The organism is Haloprofundus halobius (genome assembly GCF_020097835.1).
Classification (GTDB): domain Archaea; phylum Halobacteriota; class Halobacteria; order Halobacteriales; family Haloferacaceae; genus Haloprofundus; species Haloprofundus halobius.
On record NZ_CP083668.1, the window covers coordinates 94297 to 115042 of the forward strand.

General features: G+C 53.8%; 23 protein-coding genes and 1 pseudogene. 8 read left to right on the top strand and 16 right to left on the bottom strand.

Annotation, left to right across the window (positions count from 1 at the left end; genetic code table 11):
* Window positions 1–2: 2 nt before the first annotated feature.
* Both LAQ74_RS19290 and LAQ74_RS19295 read right to left on the bottom strand, forming a co-directional pair.
* Window positions 3–305, bottom strand: coding sequence for a hypothetical protein (locus LAQ74_RS19290; RefSeq protein ID WP_317987402.1), 303 nt, complete (start codon window positions 303–305; stop codon window positions 3–5).
* Window positions 306–895: 590 nt separating this feature from the next.
* Entirely contained in the window at window positions 896–1534 is a 639-nt protein-coding gene (locus LAQ74_RS19295; protein WP_224338117.1) for a hypothetical protein, read from the bottom strand.
* A 281-nt stretch (window positions 1535–1815) separates the two neighbouring features.
* On the opposite strand from LAQ74_RS19295, the gene LAQ74_RS19300 reads away from it, so the two are divergent.
* Window positions 1816–2067: a PadR family transcriptional regulator gene (locus tag LAQ74_RS19300; protein ID WP_224338119.1), complete on the top strand. Its 252-nt coding sequence runs from the start codon at window positions 1816–1818 to the stop codon at window positions 2065–2067.
* Window positions 2068–2069: 2 nt separating this feature from the next.
* Here LAQ74_RS19300 and LAQ74_RS19305 read toward each other — a convergent pair whose 3' ends face one another.
* Window positions 2070–2324: a helix-turn-helix domain-containing protein gene (locus LAQ74_RS19305; RefSeq protein ID WP_224338121.1), complete on the bottom strand. Its 255-nt coding sequence runs from the start codon at window positions 2322–2324 to the stop codon at window positions 2070–2072.
* A gap of 187 nt (window positions 2325–2511) precedes the next feature.
* On the opposite strand from LAQ74_RS19305, the gene LAQ74_RS19310 reads away from it, so the two are divergent.
* The gene (locus LAQ74_RS19310) at window positions 2512–2814 is read left to right on the top strand and encodes a hypothetical protein (RefSeq protein WP_224338122.1); all 303 of its coding nucleotides are present in this window, start codon (window positions 2512–2514) and stop codon (window positions 2812–2814) included.
* 243 nt (window positions 2815–3057) lie between these two features.
* Here LAQ74_RS19310 and LAQ74_RS19315 read toward each other — a convergent pair whose 3' ends face one another.
* Together LAQ74_RS19315 and LAQ74_RS19320 are read right to left on the bottom strand one after the other, a co-directional pair.
* Entirely contained in the window at window positions 3058–3447 is a 390-nt protein-coding gene (locus tag LAQ74_RS19315) for a type II toxin-antitoxin system VapC family toxin (RefSeq protein WP_224338124.1), read from the bottom strand.
* A gap of 614 nt (window positions 3448–4061) precedes the next feature.
* On the bottom strand, window positions 4062–4202 hold the full coding sequence (locus LAQ74_RS19320) for a hypothetical protein (RefSeq protein WP_224338126.1): 141 nt from the start codon (window positions 4200–4202) through the stop codon (window positions 4062–4064).
* A 108-nt stretch (window positions 4203–4310) separates the two neighbouring features.
* On the opposite strand from LAQ74_RS19320, the gene LAQ74_RS19325 reads away from it, so the two are divergent.
* The 4 genes from LAQ74_RS19325 (at window position 4311) to LAQ74_RS19340 (ending at window position 9597) form a co-directional block, all read left to right on the top strand.
* Window positions 4311–4496 carry an HVO_2922 family protein gene (locus LAQ74_RS19325; protein ID WP_224338127.1) on the top strand — a complete coding sequence of 62 codons (186 nt, stop codon included), beginning with the start codon at window positions 4311–4313 and terminating at the stop codon, window positions 4494–4496.
* A gap of 815 nt (window positions 4497–5311) precedes the next feature.
* Window positions 5312–6643 (top strand): sodium/calcium exchanger protein, encoded by a 1332-nt coding sequence (locus LAQ74_RS19330; RefSeq protein ID WP_224338297.1) that lies wholly within the window; start codon window positions 5312–5314, stop codon window positions 6641–6643.
* A gap of 501 nt (window positions 6644–7144) precedes the next feature.
* Entirely contained in the window at window positions 7145–8398 is a 1254-nt protein-coding gene (gene thrC / locus LAQ74_RS19335) for a threonine synthase (protein WP_425498554.1), read from the top strand.
* Window positions 8395–9597 (top strand): M20 family metallopeptidase, encoded by a 1203-nt coding sequence (locus tag LAQ74_RS19340; RefSeq protein ID WP_224338130.1) that lies wholly within the window; start codon window positions 8395–8397, stop codon window positions 9595–9597. The genes thrC and LAQ74_RS19340 overlap by 4 nt, the downstream gene beginning before the upstream one ends.
* 204 nt (window positions 9598–9801) lie before the next feature.
* Here the strand turns inward: LAQ74_RS19340 and LAQ74_RS19350 are convergent, their stop codons facing one another.
* From LAQ74_RS19350 to LAQ74_RS19370, 5 genes and pseudogenes are all read right to left on the bottom strand, one after another.
* On the bottom strand, window positions 9802–10620 hold the full coding sequence (locus LAQ74_RS19350; RefSeq protein ID WP_224338132.1) for a class I SAM-dependent methyltransferase: 819 nt from the start codon (window positions 10618–10620) through the stop codon (window positions 9802–9804).
* A gap of 516 nt (window positions 10621–11136) precedes the next feature.
* Window positions 11137–11430, bottom strand: coding sequence for a hypothetical protein (locus LAQ74_RS20520; RefSeq protein WP_317987403.1), 294 nt, complete (start codon window positions 11428–11430; stop codon window positions 11137–11139).
* A gap of 183 nt (window positions 11431–11613) precedes the next feature.
* Window positions 11614–12060, bottom strand: coding sequence for a universal stress protein (locus tag LAQ74_RS19360; RefSeq protein ID WP_224338134.1), 447 nt, complete (start codon window positions 12058–12060; stop codon window positions 11614–11616).
* Between the two features lie 147 nt (window positions 12061–12207).
* Window positions 12208–12874, bottom strand: a pseudogene (locus LAQ74_RS19365) (zinc ribbon domain-containing protein); the annotation flags it as partial.
* A gap of 136 nt (window positions 12875–13010) precedes the next feature.
* Window positions 13011–13745, bottom strand: coding sequence for a hypothetical protein (locus tag LAQ74_RS19370; RefSeq protein WP_224338135.1), 735 nt, complete (start codon window positions 13743–13745; stop codon window positions 13011–13013).
* 243 nt (window positions 13746–13988) lie between these two features.
* On the opposite strand from LAQ74_RS19370, the gene LAQ74_RS19375 reads away from it, so the two are divergent.
* Window positions 13989–14459: a hypothetical protein gene (locus LAQ74_RS19375; RefSeq protein ID WP_224338137.1), complete on the top strand. Its 471-nt coding sequence runs from the start codon at window positions 13989–13991 to the stop codon at window positions 14457–14459.
* Between the two features lie 276 nt (window positions 14460–14735).
* On the opposite strand, the gene LAQ74_RS19380 is transcribed toward LAQ74_RS19375, so the two are convergent.
* The 3 genes from LAQ74_RS19380 to LAQ74_RS20785 form a co-directional block, all read right to left on the bottom strand.
* Window positions 14736–15350, bottom strand: coding sequence for a DUF2238 domain-containing protein (locus LAQ74_RS19380; protein WP_224338138.1), 615 nt, complete (start codon window positions 15348–15350; stop codon window positions 14736–14738).
* Complete coding sequence (locus LAQ74_RS19385) at window positions 15347–15934, bottom strand: hypothetical protein (RefSeq protein ID WP_224338140.1); 588 nt, start codon at window positions 15932–15934, stop codon at window positions 15347–15349. Before LAQ74_RS19385 ends, LAQ74_RS19380 begins: the two co-directional genes overlap by 4 nt.
* A gap of 265 nt (window positions 15935–16199) precedes the next feature.
* Window positions 16200–16571: a hypothetical protein gene (locus LAQ74_RS20785; RefSeq protein ID WP_484494580.1), complete on the bottom strand. Its 372-nt coding sequence runs from the start codon at window positions 16569–16571 to the stop codon at window positions 16200–16202.
* Between the two features lie 457 nt (window positions 16572–17028).
* On the opposite strand from LAQ74_RS20785, the gene LAQ74_RS19390 reads away from it, so the two are divergent.
* The gene (locus tag LAQ74_RS19390) at window positions 17029–17862 is read left to right on the top strand and encodes a hypothetical protein (RefSeq protein ID WP_224338142.1); all 834 of its coding nucleotides are present in this window, start codon (window positions 17029–17031) and stop codon (window positions 17860–17862) included.
* A 1001-nt stretch (window positions 17863–18863) separates the two neighbouring features.
* On the opposite strand, the gene LAQ74_RS19395 is transcribed toward LAQ74_RS19390, so the two are convergent.
* The 3 genes from LAQ74_RS19395 to LAQ74_RS19405 form a co-directional block, all read right to left on the bottom strand.
* The gene (locus LAQ74_RS19395; protein WP_224338143.1) at window positions 18864–19295 is read right to left on the bottom strand and encodes a hypothetical protein; all 432 of its coding nucleotides are present in this window, start codon (window positions 19293–19295) and stop codon (window positions 18864–18866) included.
* Window positions 19296–19576: 281 nt separating this feature from the next.
* Window positions 19577–19900 carry a DUF7344 domain-containing protein gene (locus tag LAQ74_RS19400; protein ID WP_425498555.1) on the bottom strand — a complete coding sequence of 108 codons (324 nt, stop codon included), beginning with the start codon at window positions 19898–19900 and terminating at the stop codon, window positions 19577–19579.
* Window positions 19901–19981: 81 nt separating this feature from the next.
* Window positions 19982–20746 carry a helix-turn-helix domain-containing protein gene (locus LAQ74_RS19405; protein ID WP_224338146.1) on the bottom strand — a complete coding sequence of 255 codons (765 nt, stop codon included), beginning with the start codon at window positions 20744–20746 and terminating at the stop codon, window positions 19982–19984.

The window sequence follows — 20746 nt, forward strand, 5'->3', positions numbered from 1 at the left end:
AATCACTCGACGCTGTCTCCTTGCGTATTCCGTTCATCACGGATTTTATCGTATGGCGTCGTGACATGCCTTCCTTCCTCGAAAAGAGTTAGTCGACCGGCTTCTTCGCTGAGCGTAATTGTCGTCACCACTTCGGGCCGAACCGACGTATCGGCCGCACTCATGTGGCGCGAACCCATCCAGTCTTCATACTCTACGGCGTGTTCACCCTGAGGTACCGTGTCGGGGGTAAAATCGAGGAACCGAACCATCTGCCTTTGGATCACTCCGTCGACGCTAATCACCACCGCACCGTCTCGCGACATGGCGACTTCGCTTGCTGCGTCGTAGAAACTGTCGACGTCGTCGTTGTAGAGCCGACAAAGGCTTCAACCCCACAAGGGTTCGTCTGAATCTTTCGGACCGGACTCCCGCCGGTTGTCGGCAAGCTGCTTCAACCGCACTAGCGTTCGTCTGTAACGATTCGAGCGCGTGTGATATGAGCTTCGACATCACGCTTCAACCGCACTAGCGTTCGTCTGTAACCATGGCCAATTTGCGGCCCTGAACGCTCCTGGGTGGCGATTTCACAAGGGTGTTTCCGTCGATCCTCAATAACTGGTTACCCCCTGGGGGTCGACGGAACCGTCCATACAGCACCAAAAATTCACGTCAACGCTCGTTATCCACGGTAATGGTCGACCATCAGCCACGGTCGAAAACCACCCCCTTAATCACACTCGTTGTGATGAGCCTCAATCGCACAGCTACCCCACCCTCGTTTCTTCTCCGTCTACTACTCCTATCTACGGAGAGGTTCCTCCGAGTACTGCGGCTCACAATACCGCAGACTACCGCGTTGGTGTCAGCGGACGACGTCTCCCGATGTGACTAACCCGCCGTAATCACAGCCCCGTTAGCGCCACCTCATCACAACGTCCGTGATACCACCAGTTGACGACGTACCCGCGAGTTCAGTCACCGCACGCTCTGTGAACACAGCACGCTTGGTGCCATGACGTTTGACCACCTGGACGTCTTCTTTCCCGAGTCGGTCGAGAAAGTCCATGACGCGACTCACGGTTTGGGTGTGGGGTGTCCTGTCTTCTTTGGCTTTCAGGACTTTTCGAATCGTACTGGAGTCGATGGCGTAGCCGGCGGGGACTTTCTTCGCGTACTCACGGATGTCTTTGGCGATGAAGCGAGCGCGCTTTTGGTTGGCTGTGAGTTTCGAGACAGCCTTTGAGGGGAGGCTGATGAGTTGCTGCAGCGGCGACCTTGTCGTATTTGTCTCATCCGAGTCTGCGCCCTGAGAATCTTCGAGGGCGTGGACGCGCTGTTGGAGGTGTTTTCGGTGGTCCCTCGATACAGTGAGTTTCTCCTCGTACTCATCCAAGCGCTTGCGTTGCTCGCGAAGTTGGTCACGCTGGGAGGCAATTGTCTCAGCTTGTGCGTCGACTGTCTCTTCGAGATCTGATTTTTCGTCTTCGAGGGCGTCAACGCGGTCTTCGAGATCATCGAGGCGCGACTTGAGGTCTTCGACGGAGTCAGTCATTCTGAGACCTCGAGCGTGAGGGGTGGCTGTGCGACGAGAGCTTTTTGCGTTGGGGGTGTGTTCGATGACATGCGGTATTCCTCAAACGACCGCACCGGATCCGTGCTACAACACGGGTCCTTTCTGAGAGGACCAGATGATCCGATGAGCGGTCGCTATCCCGAACAAGGAATGCATGGAGAATAAATCTTAGCCTATTCGGTCTATATATTGGACTTTATAGTGTTAGTCTGCTGAGTAATCGACGGAACCATACCACTCGTTGTGGATACTCGCGACGAATGAAGCCGAGTGAATATACCGTCTTAGACTTTCTCGGCAGAACCCGACTTTCGCTGCCTCCCTCCGTCTTACACTACAATATGGTGAAGTCAGGTCACGAAATCGGGTATTCCACAGTCAAAGCAAACCTTGCGTCTCTTTCAGAGCATAATCTAGTCACAAAGGAGAAAGAAGAGGAGGGATACTACGCGATTACTGACCGCGGAATAGCGTACTTAGAGGGCGAGCTCGACCCTGACGAAATCGATTGAATTTATTGCTCTCGTGGGTCTTCGACAAATCGATAGAGGCCTCGAACTGACTGGCCTTCTACCTGTACTTGCTCAACCCATCCGGCGGCGATGAGACTCTTCAGCGCATCGTTCACACGCTGTTTCTTCAGGCCGGTCTCTAATCGGATTCGCATCGGATTTGCATAGCCCCACGGCTCGTTTTCTTCACGGTTGAGTTTGAAGACCGACAGCACATCCTCCTGATTTTCAGTCGGTGTGAATTCTCGATTGACCATTAAGTACTGAAACGCTCGTATGGCTGGTTGATAAAGTGTTACTCTTGGAGTGCTTCAGTCCGTTACTTAGTAACGGTTAAGTTGGTGTAGACTGTAGTTGTAATTGAGAAGCACTGGGTTCGCCTTTCTGTAGAAAGGCCGCGTGCGCCAACACGCGACCGGGGCTTCTCAATGGGCTAGGAAGCCAATGTCAACTAGGAAACCCGCGACACAAGAGCCTACCGTATCGCTCATCGACCACTTCACGCGAGCGCTCGCGCGCTCATTCGCCCTCGGTGTCGACGAAGAGGGCTACACGCATCACTACTACCAGCCTGCCGACGCCGTCGTCCACAACGGTCGCGAGCTCGACCACTACCAACCACTCAACGGTCGCCCACTCACCCACTGGCAGAAATACGTCGCCCAGAAACGCGGTTGGGAGTCGATGGGTCAGCTCGCACACGTTGGACTCAGAGTCGACGCACAGCAGAAGGAGACCCAAGCGTGAGCGCACGCGAAGAACTCCGTATGCATCTCTCAAGCCTTATCGCGAACGAAGAACCCAGATGTCCAAGCACACCTGCACGCACCGCTGGAGTCGTGTGAGGACCTCTCGTCGACTTCTCTGGTAGAGTGTCCTGTCTGTCAGAAGGTAGGGTTGCCCGAGCGAATCAGGGTCCATGACTGTCGGGGAGATTACGTGGATTGAGCCCAAGTGGATTGCTGTAGAGAAGCAATCAGTTTGAATTGCTCAGAGCAATTCTTCTGGCGCAACACCGCCGTGATCGAGCATCTCTCCATCGAAGGTGGTCAATGTCGCATCCAAGTCGTCGGCTAATGCAAGAAGTACACAGTCTAGTGTATAGAGGAGATTATCTTCCTGTAATTCATAGGCACTAATCTGGTCGCTGATTTCGGGAGCGTAGATATCTACGTTACCATAGATGTCTGACAATACTGCTTCGACCCGCTCTTGCTCAACGCGCTTCTTTTTTGTCATAACAGACCGAATCTCCATGAGATTCAAAATCGACGTGCAGAACTCGTGGTCCTCGTTGAGTAACTGTGTCGCAATTTCACCACGATCTGGTTCATCAGTTAAACTTGCAATGAAAACGTTCGTATCGACGAAAACCTTCATTCCCGTCTTCGTTCGCTACGCACCGCTTCGACAGAATCAACGTCGACGTCTGCTAGTCGGCCTGAGAGTAAATCACCGAGCGGTAGTTGAGAGTCATCATTCTCAGACGACTCATTTACCCAATTCGGTGGTGTTGCATAACTACCCATGACCAAGCCTTGCAGACGTGTCTGTAAATCGTTTTCTCTCCCTCAGAATCAGTGGCTGAGATATAGAGCAGAGGTGCTGCTGCCCACCGTGGCCGTAACTTCGATTACTTTTAACCACTCAACGGACGGCCACTCAGCCATTGGCAAAAATACGTCGCCCAGAAACGCGACTGGGAATTCATGGGTCAACTCGCCCACACTGGACTCAAGATCGATGCTCAACAGAAAGAGGCCCAGGCGTGAGCGCCCGTGAAGAACTCCGCATGCATCTCCCACAAGCGTTGTCTCGGACGGAGAACCCCGATGTGCAAACGCACTTGCACGCGGCACTGGAGTCGTATGAGGAACCCCCCTCAACGCCTCTAGTAGAGTGTCCGGTATGTCGGAAGATTGGGTTGCCCGAGCGAATCAGAATGCACGATTGTCGGGGGAGATAGCTACTAAATTCGGCTAAACCACCGACGCTTACTCGTGTTCGGGGGCGTCGTATACGCCACGATGTTCGTCGCGGCCGGCTTTTGCAACACGGAGGACGAGCTCACGTCGAATATCGTTCATCACTTCATCAAGCGGTGATTGCTCGCTTATGTCTTCTTTTGTTGCCATACGAGATCGTTCTCCTGTCTCTCGTATTCTGAGCCCTGGTCACTCCCTATACGCTGCTCCGAAGCACAGCAACTACTAGTCCTGAAAGGATAATACAGAAGTAATTGTATGGCTACGTTCGAGGTATTTCGGGATAAGGCAGGTGAATGGCGGTGGCGTCTTGTCGCCACTAACGGGAACATAATTGCAGATAGCGGGGAAGGCTATCAATCAAAGCAAGGTGTCAAAAGAGGAATAGAGAGTGTAAAAAGAAGTGTCCCTATAGCAGAAGCTGAGTTCTTGAACGAGTCTTGACAATACGCCACAGTCTGAGTAACTCATGGCGTCCAACTCGTTAAACGACCACAAAGGTGTGTGAGAGTCCCAATTGCAAGGAGGCCCGCGGCAAAGGCGAGGAATATGAGCCACGTTGGCGAGTCAGTACTTGGGGGTAAGACGAGGTGAAACCCGATTAAATATACGAAGAGTCCACCAACTGGACCTAACGAGAGGAGAACTGCCGTTGTGATGTCTTGACCGTTTATTGATGCGTAGAAGGCACTTATCCCGACAACGAGTAGTACACCACCCATCACATACGCAGGTACTTCTCCAAGCGACCGACTCGCTGTTTCATACACGAGCCGTTCAGTCCCGAACGTTACCAGTGTGACAGCCCCCAAAATTGTAGAGAGCCTACGATAGCCAATTCGAGGGGGCTTACCTGCCTTATGGAGGTTATTCAGGGCGCTCATATACCAAAACCACTATTCAGGTGACAATATCTCTTCGGGTCATCCAGACTGAACCCTCAAGATCACCCGTTTGGTCGAATTAGTGAACATCAACCTATTGTTAATTGATGTGCAGTCGCCAAGCGGCGCAATCTTGGGTTACGTTTCAGAATCACCTGGATTGAGGCGCTAAACAATACTCTCCAATGTTCGATGATGGCTCCCTACCCCCTTACACGTGAGTGTGTGGCCGTTTCAAGGCTTCAGAAGCCAATATTATAGAATAGGCGCTAAAACAAGGATTCTTGCTTCTCAGCGACTCTGAAGCCCAAACTCAGCCAGAAGACCAACATCTTGTGAATTAACAACATAGATTCTGTGTATTCTCCTGAATTAATGCTGTCTCGATTACGTCATCCGCTCGCTGCTGTTAGCGTTGCACTGCTCCTCACTGTCCCCTGGATTGGATTCTTCATCACATACGGTGGATATGGAACCGTCCATCCAGGCGAGAACATCACACCAATTACGGCAGTCTTGGTCGCTGGGCTTGCAATTCTCGGGGCAGCATTTCTCCTTGCATGGGCAGCAGAAACAGCTGAGAAAGACGTCCCGCAAGCGTTTGCGATTGCGGTCCTTGCAGTGCTAGCGGTCGCGCCGGAATACGCTGTCGACGCACTCTACGCGTGGGAGGCAGGCACTGGGTCCACTCAGGCTGCCAATCTCGCAGTGGCTAACATGACGGGCGCAAACCGGATCCTTATCGGCCTTGGGTGGTCCGGCATTGCCCTGTTTACGATTTACCGTGCAAAGCGCACTGCAGACCCAGCAGTTGAGCAACGTTCCGGATTTCTTGCAGATGCGGTCACACTCGACCGCGGGATTTCCACCGAGATTACATTCTTACTTGTGGCTACCGTGTTTGCGTTTTTCGTCCCATTCAATGGCGGTATTGGACCGATTGACACGGTCTTGCTCGTCGGACTCTTCCTCCTGTATCTCCTCGTCGTCATCCGTGGTGATGTCGATGAATCAGAGGAACACGTTGGCGTTCCCGCTTACTTCCAACAATACCCGAAGGCCCAGCGAATAGCAGTTATCCTCTTCGGATTCGCGTTCTCAGGTGCGATAATATTCACTGCGGTTCACCCCTTTGCCGAGGGACTCGAACAACTAGGACTCCAGTACGGTATCCCCGAGTTCTTCATGATTCAGTGGCTCGCACCACTCGCCAGTGAGAGCCCCGAACTCATTGTCGTTGCCTATCTTGTGAATAAATCTCGGTCGACGGCGGGATTCAACGCGCTCATCTCCTCGAAATTGAACCAGTGGACGTTGCTCATCGGAACACTTGCGGTGGTATATTCGATCTCAGCAGGGGCTATTGGAACGCTTCCGTTCGATTCGAAGCAAGCAGCCGAAATCTGGATTACCGCAGCGCAGAGCTTCTTCGCAATTGCGATTCTCACGAACTTCGAGATTAGTACTCGTGAGGCAATCGCCCTGCTCGTCCTATTTGCTACACAGGTCCTCGCGGAATTCTATGTAATTCAGACCGTAACTGAACCGGCCGCAACAAACGTGAGCATGCTCATACTCTACATCTACACAGCAGTTTATGTCGCACTTGGCGTCGGACTGTTCCTGAGACGACGTGAAAGCGTCCAAGGGCTCATCAAGCGTACCGTCTCGAATACGCGCTCAGCAATAGGGGCTAGTTCGAAGTAGGGACTGCTCTAGTGAATCAGGCAGAAACATAGATGGGACGAGTCCAATCAATAAACTGGTAATTATAACCAACAATCAGATGGTCTTAGAATCGAATTAGTTGGAGGAATCGTTTTCCGTCACTCGGCATCCCTTCGTAGGGGCCCCTGTGTGCGTTTTCGGCATCACTATCTGGTACGTGCGAATTCCTCCGCTCACAAGGGGGTAACTGAAAACCCAAAACAGTGTGCTATCGACACCCCGTAGAAGGACGATGCTGAGGACAGCTACAACGATGATGGCTACGAGAGGGTCGCCGAGTATGCCCGCCGCCTGAATGAACTTCGAGTTTGCGCCCTCCCACTGAATAACACCATACGTCAGCCACCCACGACTTCAGTCGTGGGCTTCCTCCTTGCATCTCTGTGAGAGACTCTCTTAGACGATGGAGCCGTCTTCGTTCGAACCCCCGACAATGGCTGGTGGTACTGTAATATAGGGGTAGACGTAAGATATCAAGTGATGCTCGATCACGTTGAAACCCTCGAATGTACACTCTGTGGGGCGACGTACGACCCCGACCAGGTCATCTACACCTGTCCGGAACATGACGGCGTCGCCGGTATCCTCGATGTCGTTTACGACTACGATGTCATCCACGACCGGTTCGACGCTCCGCTTGACGGCGACATCCGGAGCCAGTGGAAATATCGGGCGTTCCTCCCAGTGGACACGGAGGCGACGCCAGTCACGCTCGACGAGGGTGGGACGGACCTACTCGACGCACCCCGACTGGGCGCGGAACTCGGGGTCGACGTTAGCGTCAAAAACGACGGCCGGAACCCGACGGGCTGCTTCAAGGACCGTGCGACCAGCGTCGCCGTCACCAAGGCACGCCACGCCGGTCGGGACGTCATCACCTGCGCGTCAACGGGTAACGCCGCCGCGTCGCTCGCAGGCTACGCGGCGCGGGCCGGCCTCGACTGCCGCATTTTCGTGCCCGAGAGCGCACCCGAGGGAAAGCTCGTCCAGCCTCGCGTCTACGGGGCGGACGTCCTCGCGGTCGCCGGGAGTTACGACGAGGCGTACGATTTGAGTCTCGAGGTAACCAATTCTTATGGGTGGTACAATCGAAACGCCGCGATCAACCCCTTCCAGATTGAGGGCAAGCGGACCGTGGGCCACGAACTTGCCGAACAAACCCAGGATTCGATTCCCGACTGGGTCGTCTTCTCCATGGGCGACGGTTGTACCATCGCCGGCTGCTGGAAGGGGCTCCGGGAGTTCGCCGAGCTAGGATACGTCGACGACACTCCCAAGATGCTCGGTGTGCAGCCCGAAGGGGCGAGTGCAATCCATGATGCATTCCACGGCCACGACGAGGTCGACGATGTCGCGGATACGCTCGCCGATGCAGTCGCCGTCGGTCGACCCCGGAACACGCTCAAAGCCTGTCGCGCGCTCGAAGAAAGCGGCGGAACCGCACTAACCGTAACCGACGAGGACATCCTCGCGGCAGAAACCCTGCTCGGACGGACAGAAGGAATCTACGCCGAACCAGCGGGCGCGGCCCCCATTGCCGGCATTCGCCAGGCTCGTGAGCGAGGAATCATCAGCCCCGACGAGTCGGTCGTTGCGGTTGTCACCGGCATTGGACTGAAGGACACCGCCGGTGCGGAGCGAGCAGTCGGCGATGTGACCCGTATCGAACCGACGCTCGATGACGTTGCGAACCAGTATGGAACGGCGGAAGACGAAATGGAGCCCTCGCTATGAATGACGATCCGAGCGGGTCAAAGCAGTATCCGACCGATCTCCCGTCGCTCGCCGCCGCGCTGGTTCGCATCGAGTCCGAGAACCCTCCCGGCAACGAGAGTGCATGCGCCGAGTACGTCCACGAATGGTTCACATACCACGGGGTTGATTCGACTGTGGTCGACAAACCAGATCCTGACCGCCAGCAGGTGGGCGCGCGAATCGGAAGCGGCCGCCCCACGTTAGTGTTGAACGGACACCTTGACGTCGTCCCTGCCGGCGACCCCGACGAGTGGACGTTTCCTCCCTACGGCGGCGTCATCGAGGACGGCAGACTCTACGGTCGCGGGAGCGTGGACATGAAGACGGCCGTCGCCATCGCCATGCTCGTGGCTCTCGACCTTCGATCGGAGATCGAGAACGGGAGTTTGGACGGTTCGATCGTCGTCCACGCCGCGATGGGCGAGGAGACGGCCGATCCCGGAACCAAATCGCTTCTTGATGCGGGTTTCGACGGCGATGTCGGTGTCGTGCTCGAACCGACGCAGTGCCGTGTCGCAACCAGTGAAAAGGGGATGGCCTGGTACGAGATCAGCTGGCCTGGAGAGCCCGCACACGCGAGCGACCCCGATCAAGGGACGAACCCGATCGACCACGTTCGGTCGGTTCTCGCCAAGTTGGACGACTACGACGCTCGCCTCCGCGAACGACGCGATCCTCTCTGTGGTCGGGCATACGCCACGGTCACCCAGATCAGTGCGGGTGCCGGTTCTAATAAGGCCGTACTCGCAGATCGGGCGTCCGTTATCCTCGACCGGCGGATTCTCCCCGACGAGACGATCAGTGAGGTGGACGACGAGGTTGACGGAGTCATCTCGGAACTTAATCGCGACCTCAGTATCGAAGCTACGTGGGAGCGCGCCGAGACCTATTCCTCAGCTGAGATTCCGATCGACCATCCATTAGCGGAGGTCTTCCGCGAACACTCAACGGCGGTCGCAGACGTGTCACCGGAACCATGGGGAATTCGGGCATCGACCGACGTACGGGATTTCATCAATCACGCCGACATTCCGGCGATTACGTGGGGTCCTGGGAGTTTGGCGCAGGCACATACTGTCGACGAGTACGTCGACCTCAACGACATGAAGGACGGGCTGGAGATTCTGAAACGGACGGCGAGGACGATCCTGTCGAGAGACGTTTCTGAGTTTAACTGACGCAAGGGGAGCTGCGGTGTTACTGCTGTTTGTTTCCCAGCAATTTGGCCTCCGCTTTGTGGAGGTGTTAGTGAAGCGTGGAAGTTGCAATGTCGAGTTCAGCTGCTAGTTCGGTACCGGTGACCTCTTTCGGCCATTCACAGCGATTACACCGCCTATTCCAATTCGGAGGTAGACCGGGAGTCCACGGACAAGCCCACGGCTTCAGCCGTGAGTCGATTGTGTAGCGTTGTGTACCGATTTCTTCAACCGGCGACCAATAATGATGGCTGTGCGCTGGACGAAATGTAGATCTCCATTCTGCCAAAACGGCCGAGCCCCGCTTAGATCCTCATTTGCATCCTCTTTGATCATCTCTCGAACCTTGTCAGCTCGGGAGTCCGGTGTTTGTGCATTGCTGAGCCACTGTTCCACTTCTGGTACGAGGACGCCCGTCTCCACATTGTGGACCTCTAACCCGTTCTCAGTAAACAGCTCTATCAAACTGCTCATCGAGAGAGCACGCACATGCGAGGGGTCTCTGAGTTGCTCAAATCGGTTTTGGTAATTTCCACGTTTGGAATATTCACTCACGATGAGATCAGCCACGCCGACAGTACCGTTTGGACGGCATACTCGAGCCATCTGCTGAAGAACTCGTGACGGGTTTTCAAAATGATGAAACGCGAGACGGCAAACCACGATATCAAACGTGTTGTCGTCGAACGGCAGCATTTCAGCGTCACCCTTCTGGAAGTGGACATTAGTTACACCACGTTTTTGTCTTGTTTCCTCGGCTATGACGAGCGGTGCCTCGGTCAGATCTATACCGACGACCTCATCGCATACGTCAGCGAATCCAAGCGCAATATGGCCGGGTCCTGTCGCGACCTCAAGGACGCGTGCATCGGAGGAGGCATTAGTGGCCCGGATCAACCGATCTACTTTTTCGGGGTCAGTGAGTGAGGCGTTTGCTGCGTAAGCAGTGGCTTGTTTTGTGAATTCCTCGCGGACAGTGCTTTTATGATTAGACGAGTCCGGCATACTGTGGTACTCTCGCTTAGAGCTCTGCTACTGTATAAACAACGCCTTACTCGAAATTGGGCTGTCTCGGTCAGCCGCTCGCGGTAGAACCGGTCGTTTACTAGCCGATTCATAGAGACCTGTGATAAGCTCGAATTTCTGTGGGTGAACGGATCTCACCAGTAGTCGTCTGGCATATCGCCGTTCGACAGTATGTCGGCTTACTCCAGCGCTTCGACCGTATTCGCCTCAAAGAAGGTTCGTCGTGCAATGAGCGAGCGTACCGTCTCCTCTGGGAGGACGGTCACGTCGAGTCGGTCGATAATGTCCTGCAAACTGGCACCCCCATTGTCAGTCACCCTTTCCGCCGTTTCACGGCGACCACGGTGGTCTGAACAGTTTCGAGTGCGTTCGCGATTCCTGCGGCTGGGCCGCGATCCGGGACCAAATCCTGTGCTGGCGCAACCGGTATGTTGACTGCGTCGAAGATCGGCGTGAATTACCCTACCCTACTTGCTCACGGTTGAAATCAGCGAGCTACACCTTGTGACAGTTGACGACGGCGTCAACAGCCGGTGTGATCCCCTCGATAGCGTGGGCCAGCAGCGGCTTGCCGGAGAGGTCGGCTTGCATCTTGTCGCCATCCTCGAGTAGGGATTCGAACCACCCAACGAGGACGACTCCGGTACGCGGTGATGTCAGTTCGAACTGGTGCCGAAGTTCGTCCCAGAGGCCGTCGGTGGGGCATCCGGCTGGATCAGTGGGATCGGGGGTGGCGGTACCCTTGTTATCCTCCCACTGATGGGACTTTTCGTGGACATCTACGGGCACATCGGGTACGCAAGAGGATTTGCCGTCTTCATCGTCTTAAGTGGACTCTGTATCATCGTTGCAGCCGCACTCAAATGGCTGGTTTCGGAGCCTGAAGAGGTTGCTGACGGGGCCGCTCTCCACTAAACTCTCATCACTCCTCTACGTTTACTGAGGAACGGAGACACTGTTGACGTCCGTATCTTACTCTTCTGGGTCGCGATGAACAGTTAACACCGGAATCTCGGAGTGACGCACGACGTTCTCGGTCACACTTCCGAGGAGGGCACGTTCGACCCCAGTGCGTCCGTGTGTCCCCATGACGATGACGTCAATATCATTGTCTTCTGCGTAGATGAGAATGTCATCGTGGGGATTTCCACGACGGACCGCTGTTGTCGTCTCGATATCCCGCTTTCTAGCTTGTTCGACGACGGCTTTTGTCGCCTGTTGCCCCCGTTCTTCGAGCGCATCCAGAAGGTCATCGAGACCAGAGAATCCCTCCCCCATGCCAGACACGAACGTGGGCTGATCAACTATATAGAGCACATGGAGCGTTGCATCATGCGCTGCAGCGAGGTTGAGCGCCATGTCCACCGCGGGCTTGGTTGGGTCACTGCCGTCCGTCGGGATGAGTATTCGGTCGAACATGAGTTGATGCGTTCCGCTTGGATGTTTCTTTGCAGTACGGATAATATTGTTCACGCTTCACTGGGAGACTGATTGCGAACAACAAGACAGAAGAAACGGCACCACAATCGTTACAACAATTATTGGTACTAATACGGCTTTGGTCAACTATCTCACTCTACTTCGCTCACCTTGAGGGGTTCGCTCGTTGAGGGTGTCGCCAAAAGTCGAAGACTTCTGGTGATGGGACTTGTCCATGAACTCGGCTTCCAACCCATTTGGGTAGGCGGTAATTCTGCCCTTCGGCGTCACCGTTCCAGATTTTAGGGCGAGCTGACTGTTACCCGTCCGCTGAGACGACTGTTGGCCTCAGCGAACATACCGCATACCGATGTTCTTCGCCGCGTTGTAATCCGCGTTCGTTTCCGACCCACATTTCTGACAACAGAAGTTGGTGCGAGTCGAACGATTTTCGTCCGCCGTGAATCCACACTCTGAACACCGCTTCGGCCTTGTACTCCACCTGCTCGTAGAGCGTTCGGAACGCCCACTTGTAACCTCACGACGCGCCGGTTCGGTCGCGGATGTGGGTTAAGTCCTCGAACGCGATTACGTCGCAGTCGTAGCGGAGTGCTTCGTCTACCAGTACGTTCGACGCGCAGTGTAGCACGTCGCGGACGTGGCGAAGTTCCCGACCATTCGACTGTACGAGCGTCCGGTGGCCACTTCGCGTTCCGGTCTGTTGCAACCCGGCGCGTACCTTCTCAAGCTCTTGGAGGTTGTGAGTCAACCCTCTCCCGCTGAAGAAGTAGGCGGTACTGGTGACGGCGAGATGATTGGTGACGTGCTTTGACGAGTGACCGGAACGATATACCGAACAGCAATTCGCACTCTATGATGATAATTACTAGTCACAGAATCCCGACCCACTGAGCGCAATGTAGCGCCCAAACAGAAGGCTACCTACGCAATTATCTCTGATTCGATGTTACTGAGAAAATTCCACCAGAGGTAGCAGCTTCTGTATTCGGTTCAGGACCCAACTTCTGTCGGACTACCTGAAGACCGGCGACACAAAGGATAGCCACTCCGACAACGGCGAGGGCCTGAATGGACGGGAATGCACCAATTGCTGCGGTGAACGTAGTAACATAGGCCATCGGATGTTCTATGTGAAGCGCATAGAAGACAGCTGTACTAGCCGCAAAGCCGAGAAGTGCGCTCCCGACGATCCGCAGCCCGGGCTCCGACATAGGCTCGATCCTAGTCGGCGGAATCGCCTGAGCAAGTGCGGTATACGTCACCCACCCAATAATTAACGCGGTCAGGTGGCTGCGCACGACCGTCTTCGGGGTGTTATCTGCATCATGCGGGAAGAATACGAGAAGGTACGCAGCAGGTGCAAGTGCGATCAGGATCCCCCAGTAGCCGGAGACAAATGCGATTCCTGCGAGTACGACAAGGAGGGCAACTCCATGGCCACTCGCCCAAATCATCCGTTCATCCATCGCTTGTCTCCAAGATGCGTCTTTGCTCTCAATGAGTGTTACGTACGAGGCGTAAGGTGTGGTTGAGAACCAGTACAGTCTCGATGCTATTTTTCGTGGCGTCGACAGGGTGACATCTCTCCGCCGTACACAGTAGTTCGGAATCCTATTTAACGCGTGCAGTTGCCACCACCAGACGTCGACAGGGTGTGGCTGCACGCCATCTAAGCGTTCGGAACTACTGTAAAGGATTCTCTCCTTGAGGGCAGATAGAATCCAGGGCAATGTCTAGTTGAGCCGAATTAGGTGATTTTCTCGAAAGCCAAAAGGCGGTTTCCAAAGACAAGCCCAACGTTTTCGGAACTGCTCTCTCTTTCAGGAAGTGGGTCGTCAGAACTACCGTCGGTAGTTCGTTGTGCTGACGCACGTTCACTTGCCGTTCGACGGCCCGTGGTGAAATCTATGACCGACGAGAGTGAGAACACTGCGGACGAACGCAAATCAACTCGACGAACCGTGCTGAAAACCGGCGCACTGTCCGCTGGCGGCCTTGGGCTCGGTCTGTCGGCGACCGGCGGCGCCGCCGCCCAGACCGACGGGAACCAGCCCCGCTACAAGGCGCTGTTTCAGGCCAACAACTTCAACCCCGGTGCGAGACTCCGAATCGTCTCCGGAGTGGTGAACTACACGCCGCAGGAGACCGGCTTCACCGCCTGGAGCGACTACAACACGCGCATCGCAAGGTACCTCAACACGAACGAGCGGGTCCTCGTGTATCCTGCCAACGACGCAAACATCCAGCAGGATCAGGTGTACCGCGTCCGCCCGAACTACTCGTTCCTGCCCGAGGACGACCAAGGCTTCGTCGACGCCCAGTTGATTCCGGTGCAGGGCGGCGGCGGTGACGACGGCGGTAACGATACGAGCAACTGACGGACGCGCCTTTCTTTTCGTCTCCGTGTGACCGCGATCGCCGATTAGGGAGATTCGAAGCGTCAACTAACGGGAGAGAGATCGCCGAGGGGGACAGATCGATCGGTTCGATGAACAGCGGATTTTCGACCGTGGACGACACTCTACCGAGCGTGAGCCTCCACGATATCGAAATAGGGGTTCAGGTGCGAGGGGGCGCGAACAATGTAACACTCTTCGGGAGATGAACGTGGTGGAACGAATTGAGACTCGTTTCGCGCTGTAGTTCGATACGGATCACGTTTCACTCTTGGAACGAAGTCGTTCTCTGAAGAACCCTATTACCCCGTCCACATAGCCAGTCCCCCAAATGGCTACGATTATCGCACCGACTGCGTTGAACACTATGTCAGTAACGATGTCGTCGATTCCATAGACGGTGACGAGTCCGCTGAAAACGAACTCCAGTACCTCCCAAAACATTCCTGCAGCGAGGACGAATACGACGATGAACACTGCCCGAAACTCCGATGGAACGTCGATGTTCTTGGAATGGAGTTCTAACGCCCTGAAGGCTGCATAACCCAACCCAGCGGTGACGGTCGCCGATATCGTGTGCGTTATCTCGTCGTACCAGTGGTACTGGTCGTAGAAGCCAAGAAAGCCGACGACGTGGAGGATCATCGCGAGTGAAATCCAGAGAACGAGACCAGCGTCCATGCGGTAGCCGTACTCACGGCGGAGTAGTGCCGGGAGAAACGTTACAGCGAGTCCAATAACCGTCGCTGCAACGATCGCCATCTGGGCTACCGCTAGCCCGTAGACGAGCAGTCCCGCCAGCGCGATTTGTAGAACCCACACGAGAACGCGTTCGTGGAAATTTGATAATCCCAGTGCGTCGCCGAGCGTCATGTCGTCTCCTCGTGCTTCGATGACCCGTCGACGGAACCAATAGGTTCGAACCGTGCAAAGTACCACTGGAAGAGACCACCCAAGACGAATCCCACAATCGTGACGGTCACGATGTCCTTTTGCAGTTCGGTTTGTGTGCTGAGAAATTCGGTTTTGAGCCACTGATCAGAGTAGAACTGAGCGACGATCCAGACAGCCTGGAGCGCCATCGTCGTCAGGACAGCAAACACGATTGCGAACCGACGGCTTAGTTTGACCGACGTAAACACATCGAGTTCAACGACGACAATGAGTGCGAGCGCCGCGATAGCGAGGTATCCTGCAATCTCGGCGTAGAACTCGATCACTCTCGCAAGTACAGCGACAGCGACGACAGACAGAAGTGACCAGGATACGATCGCCGTCCAGTTGCGAGTCGTCAGCCCTGGTAGCGATACCACGACCACAACGAATACCGAGAAGACTCCCCAGAGGATCTCGCCCGTGAGAACGCTCTGGATGGCACCCAGTGCGACGGTTCCCGTGAGTATCCACCCAATGATGGCGTTCACCCGTTTTTCGTGGATCAGGCGGTCGAGAGACACTAGGTTGTAGTTCGGTGTCGTTGCTTGTGAAGCTTGTAGCCACCTCCGAGGACTGGGAGCTGAGCGTCGTCCTCAAGGTTTAGAGAGTAGGTTCAGTATCGCAGTCACGGCTGTCAGTTGTATCACCGCCGTCAGTGTTCGACAAGTTTCGTCTAAGACCCGGCGAGTAGGTCGAGATTTGATAATCACTAATCTTGACGCCGCAATTGATTTGGCTACAGTGTCTTCCGGAACAACTGTTAAAGTTCATTTTCAACGAGTGAAATCAATTCCACCAAGGTGAATCGAGAGGATGGATATTCAGTGAAGTCTTGCCTAAGGGTGTCGTTTGATACATCCCATCAACGTATTCTACACACTTCTGTTCTATCAAGTCTGATACTGCTCTGTCGATGGTAGACCGAGAGCTATCTACTTTCTTAACAAGTTCTGGTTTTCTCTGCGGAGCTTCATCGATAGATTCGAGAACTTTGAACCGTTTATTTAGGGTTTCTCTGAGAGGGGTTCCTGGAGAGTCATTCATTGTTATCGTTATTTTTCTAAATTTACTTATCCACGATAATATATGTTCTGCGGTCTTACAGGAGAAGGTGACTAACAACCACACAAAGAATTCCTGAATGTGCCTATTATTCATCCTACCAAGGGAATAAAGATTTTTGCTTGCACTATGTCGTAATATTCTTCTTCAGATTTTCCAATCTACTTCGCATTCGTGAATCGCATCGTCGACTGAAGCCTGTATCTTCATCAGCATAACTGTACTGAAGAAAACCAGCAGGGGCACTATATCCTCTGAGTTGTGGAATACGTACGCAAGGTTATATTCTAAAAGTTGCTTGGCCTCTATTGATCTGAGCGTACGCCTAATTCTTCGATGAGAGTAGCTCCCCGTCCTGATTCGCTTGGATATGTAATGATTCCATTTTGAAGAATTCACCAAGCTAGGATTATCATAACAGATTTTGATATTTCATCATCTCCTGAATATACATAATAGCAAAACCAACGGATGAAAATAATTTCATGTTGTCTCAATATAATCAGTAGATGATGTAATGGACTTGTCTAACTTTCTGTGAAATGGACCAGCTATGAAATGGTCAAACCACGGTAAGAGCAGTCGAAGAAGCTTCCTCAGAAAAAGCGGTGCATTCGCAACTGCATCGATCGTCGGAGCCTCAGTGGTGGGCACTGTTGCAGCAAGTTCCAGTATCTCTGCAGAAGAAGCTGGAATTGCCGATGAAGTTACTCAATTACTGCACGATAACGAAGTCCTTTCTGCAGTAAGTTTGCTCGAAGATAACAACGTCCAGCACCAACATATCCGTCAATTTGAGCCTGCGGATGACGGTACTACCACCAATGAAAGCGGTTCAGGTGGTGCTTCCACACAGGATTTCTATGTCAAATCCAAATCAAGCATGGACCTCGTCACCTACAATGCGGGCGGAAATGAACCCAAATACGGTACCTATTGGGACCTAGTTCGGGAGAACGCCGACTACGATGGTCCCAAACCAGAAGACGTCGCTGTTCTTGCATTCGACAACACCCACTTCGATTACGTCGTGGGTTCTGTCAATCACGGCGGACAACTAGGCGATGGTTCCATCTACGACGACCAGACTAACCTTCTCACTTGGCCCTCGAAAGCAAATGCCGAGTACCGAGATCGGGCCGTCGTCTCCTTCAACGATGGAGACGCACAAGTTAAAGATGCAAGCGGATACTTAGAGATGAACGTCACTACTGGTTCTGGAACTTCGTGGCTTTCTGCCAACTATACGCATACTTGGAGTTTTACGAATACTGCCCAATGGGGCGATATTCTAGATGCGATCTCAATCGCGTTAGGTGGTACAATCTCTGTGTCTCCTCCTGACACCGCCGATTCTTGGGAACTCAACGACGAAGTAGTCGCTTAAGACTACTTGGTCCCCTTTTCTTTTATTAAGGAAGTGGGGTCCTCTCTGACAAAGATTTAATACACCCTGAAACACATAAACAAATAGTCGATAGTATGAGCCGAACACACATACAGCAACGTTTCGCAGACCGAGGGTGGTGGAAGTTGCTCATCTTAATTCCCTTGCTGTTCCTACTATGGCTTCTTCTGTCTCTTACGAATAACTTCATCGCCTTTTATCTCAGCGCACGCCTCTCTGGATACATCACTACTCTCCAACAGTGGGTAATCGTCGCAAACATCGCCGTCTCTCTCTACTCTCCCTTCCTTATATTCCACGACCGAAAATTCGTCGCGGAGCATACAGCTTGGACGCCAAACATCCTCTACGTCATCTCGTTTATCCCCATCGTGAACGTGCTGATTGTAAGTGCCTATCTAATTCAGCGTCGACAATACAACCAACAAGTAACTCAATAACAGTTCTTTAGTTGCCCTGCTATCCCTGCCGTGAGGTTTATGTTCCTAGTAACAGTTCTCCGTGTTCATAGCCGCCGTGTTCGTGACAAGCCTAGTCATGGTTATCGTTGCGGTTGACCCACTGCAGCCGGAAACGGAGGGGGAAGGGGCTCACAGAGAACGAGTCTACAACGCTGATCGCGCAATGTGGATAACTACATCGGTCGAGAGGAGTACGCGGTGATGGACAAATAGTATAGCACAAAATCTGAAACAGATGTCTGTCTCGCTGACGGAGACTACCGCTTCGAGGAAGAATCCCTCCCCACGAAAGGGTACGGAGACAACGTGGAACGAATTCGGTTGGAGGTTTACGCTATCTTTCAATAATTAGTGAATGCCATCTGTTTAACTGTATGTGTATCTAAGATGACGGCTACACCCTCTGTATCTTGCACTCCGTTACTGACAGTTGTCGAGAGGTTCGCTCACCAACTGCTGAATACAGCGCGCGAATCGGTCAAGTGGTCTCCTGATTACGATACCCTCTACGAGGCCTACCTAACCCGATTCCTCATCTCCAACCCTACGGCGGAGCAATTCTCCACCCACGCACCCGATACAGCCGAATACACACCCCCATGAGATAATTAGGAACTCGAGGTCGTGGAGAAAACCCAGCCGCTCTGAGAAGGTGAATCCTCGGTAGATGAAGAAAACTTCCACAATCCCCGTTGAGAGGAACACGAAACAAGAACTGGCACCCCCCAGAATGAATCCTCGACGGACGTATGCGATTGCACCGGACGATATTATTGCGATGAGTGTCGCAACGAGTGGTGGACTCGGGCCACCCCACGAGACGAACGAAGCCGAGCCAAAGACGCCTGTCAGATACCCGATTGCGACAACAAGTGAAGCAGCAAGAGACCCGAGTATCGGTGTCCTCCACTCGCCCTCGCTACTCCCGAAAAGGACTTCGGCCCAGTCCATGCTCTGCTCAGATGCCGGAACCTGTAATTGTAGGCTTTCTGTCTGAGACAGTGAGTACTTCGCGGGAGTTTAGACAGGGCTGTTTCGATAGTAGCCGCCTGCTGAATACATCCTCTGTATGCAGCACGCGACTTCTGATAGAATCTAGGTAGGTTTCTGCGGGCATGAGTCTTGAAGATGGACTCACTCGCCGACTTGGTTCCTGGTCTGTGTAAATTCACCACACGCCAGACACATGACCAGCTTCATACCTCTCTTTGGGTCGTCTCAGTGACAACTCTCTACCGTTCTGCTGTCTTTTCCACACTGGGAGTTCCACGGTATCTGATTGTGTGGGTCCGAGCGTCGTAATCGATGATACCGGCAGCCGCCAGCTTCGGTAAGTCGACGTGGTGGAGTCGTACCAGGGTACGCTCATACGACCGAGCGTCCTCTCCCTCACGACGGTCAACGAGGTAGTCCGCGAGGTCCTCAAGCAACGCCGTCTCCCGGGGAGTACCGTCGAAGTAGTCGAGCATTGCCCGACGACTCTCGTTCGCTAACACGGAGTGCAATCGGTCTATCATCGCTCGTTCTCCGCTCGCCTCGTTTGGTGAGGTGGTCATCGCGTCACCAAATGGTATCAGACCACTCCGAGTAAGGCCGTTTGTTGTCCAAACCACTCTTTTAAATCCTCTCGCGAATCATCAGTCCGATTCCACCGCCGAGGTGAGCAAGGCTTCGGACAACACCTGCTTCGACCCCCGACGAATCCGGCTCGAAATGGCCTGTTGGGAAATCCCGAGTTCCTCGGCCAGTTCGTTCAGCGAGACTTGGCTCGGTGTATCGAAGTACCCACGCCGAAGCCCCAGAACGAGTGCTTCCCGTTGTTGCTGCGAAAGGCCGAACTGGTGTCCGATATCGCTTCGCTCGGTGAGTGTATAGCTTCGGTCGATATGGATGGTTATGTCGTGCTCGGTACAGAAATTGTAAAATTGTGAGAGGGCGTCGTGGTTCGGGAACCGGAGCCGGAACTCCCACCCTCTGTTGCCATTCGCTTCAAGGATTACGCCTCCAGTCTGATCGATACCCTCCAATAGACTGTGTGGTTCGTCTGTCCACTCAACGCGGTACAGCACCTCGTCGTCCAACTGGTCGAGAACGACGAGTTCGGCGACACGCTCGCTTCCCTGGACCCGATCTTCGAACGTCCGGTAGTTTTCACCCCGCACCCAGAGGAACGGGATGACCGACGAGCCGGTCGGGACGATCCGTTCGAGTTCGATGTGCATGTCGGGCGGATCAGAAAGCACCTGACCGAGGATGAATTCCTCGTCAGCGACGGTGAACTCAACAATGACACTCATACTGGGTTTCCCTATGACACCTACGGTGGTAGGTGTACTGCCGGAGAGTATCAGTCTCGCTTGAAGACAGTCCTTTGCTGAACAGATCCTCTGGATGCAGCACAC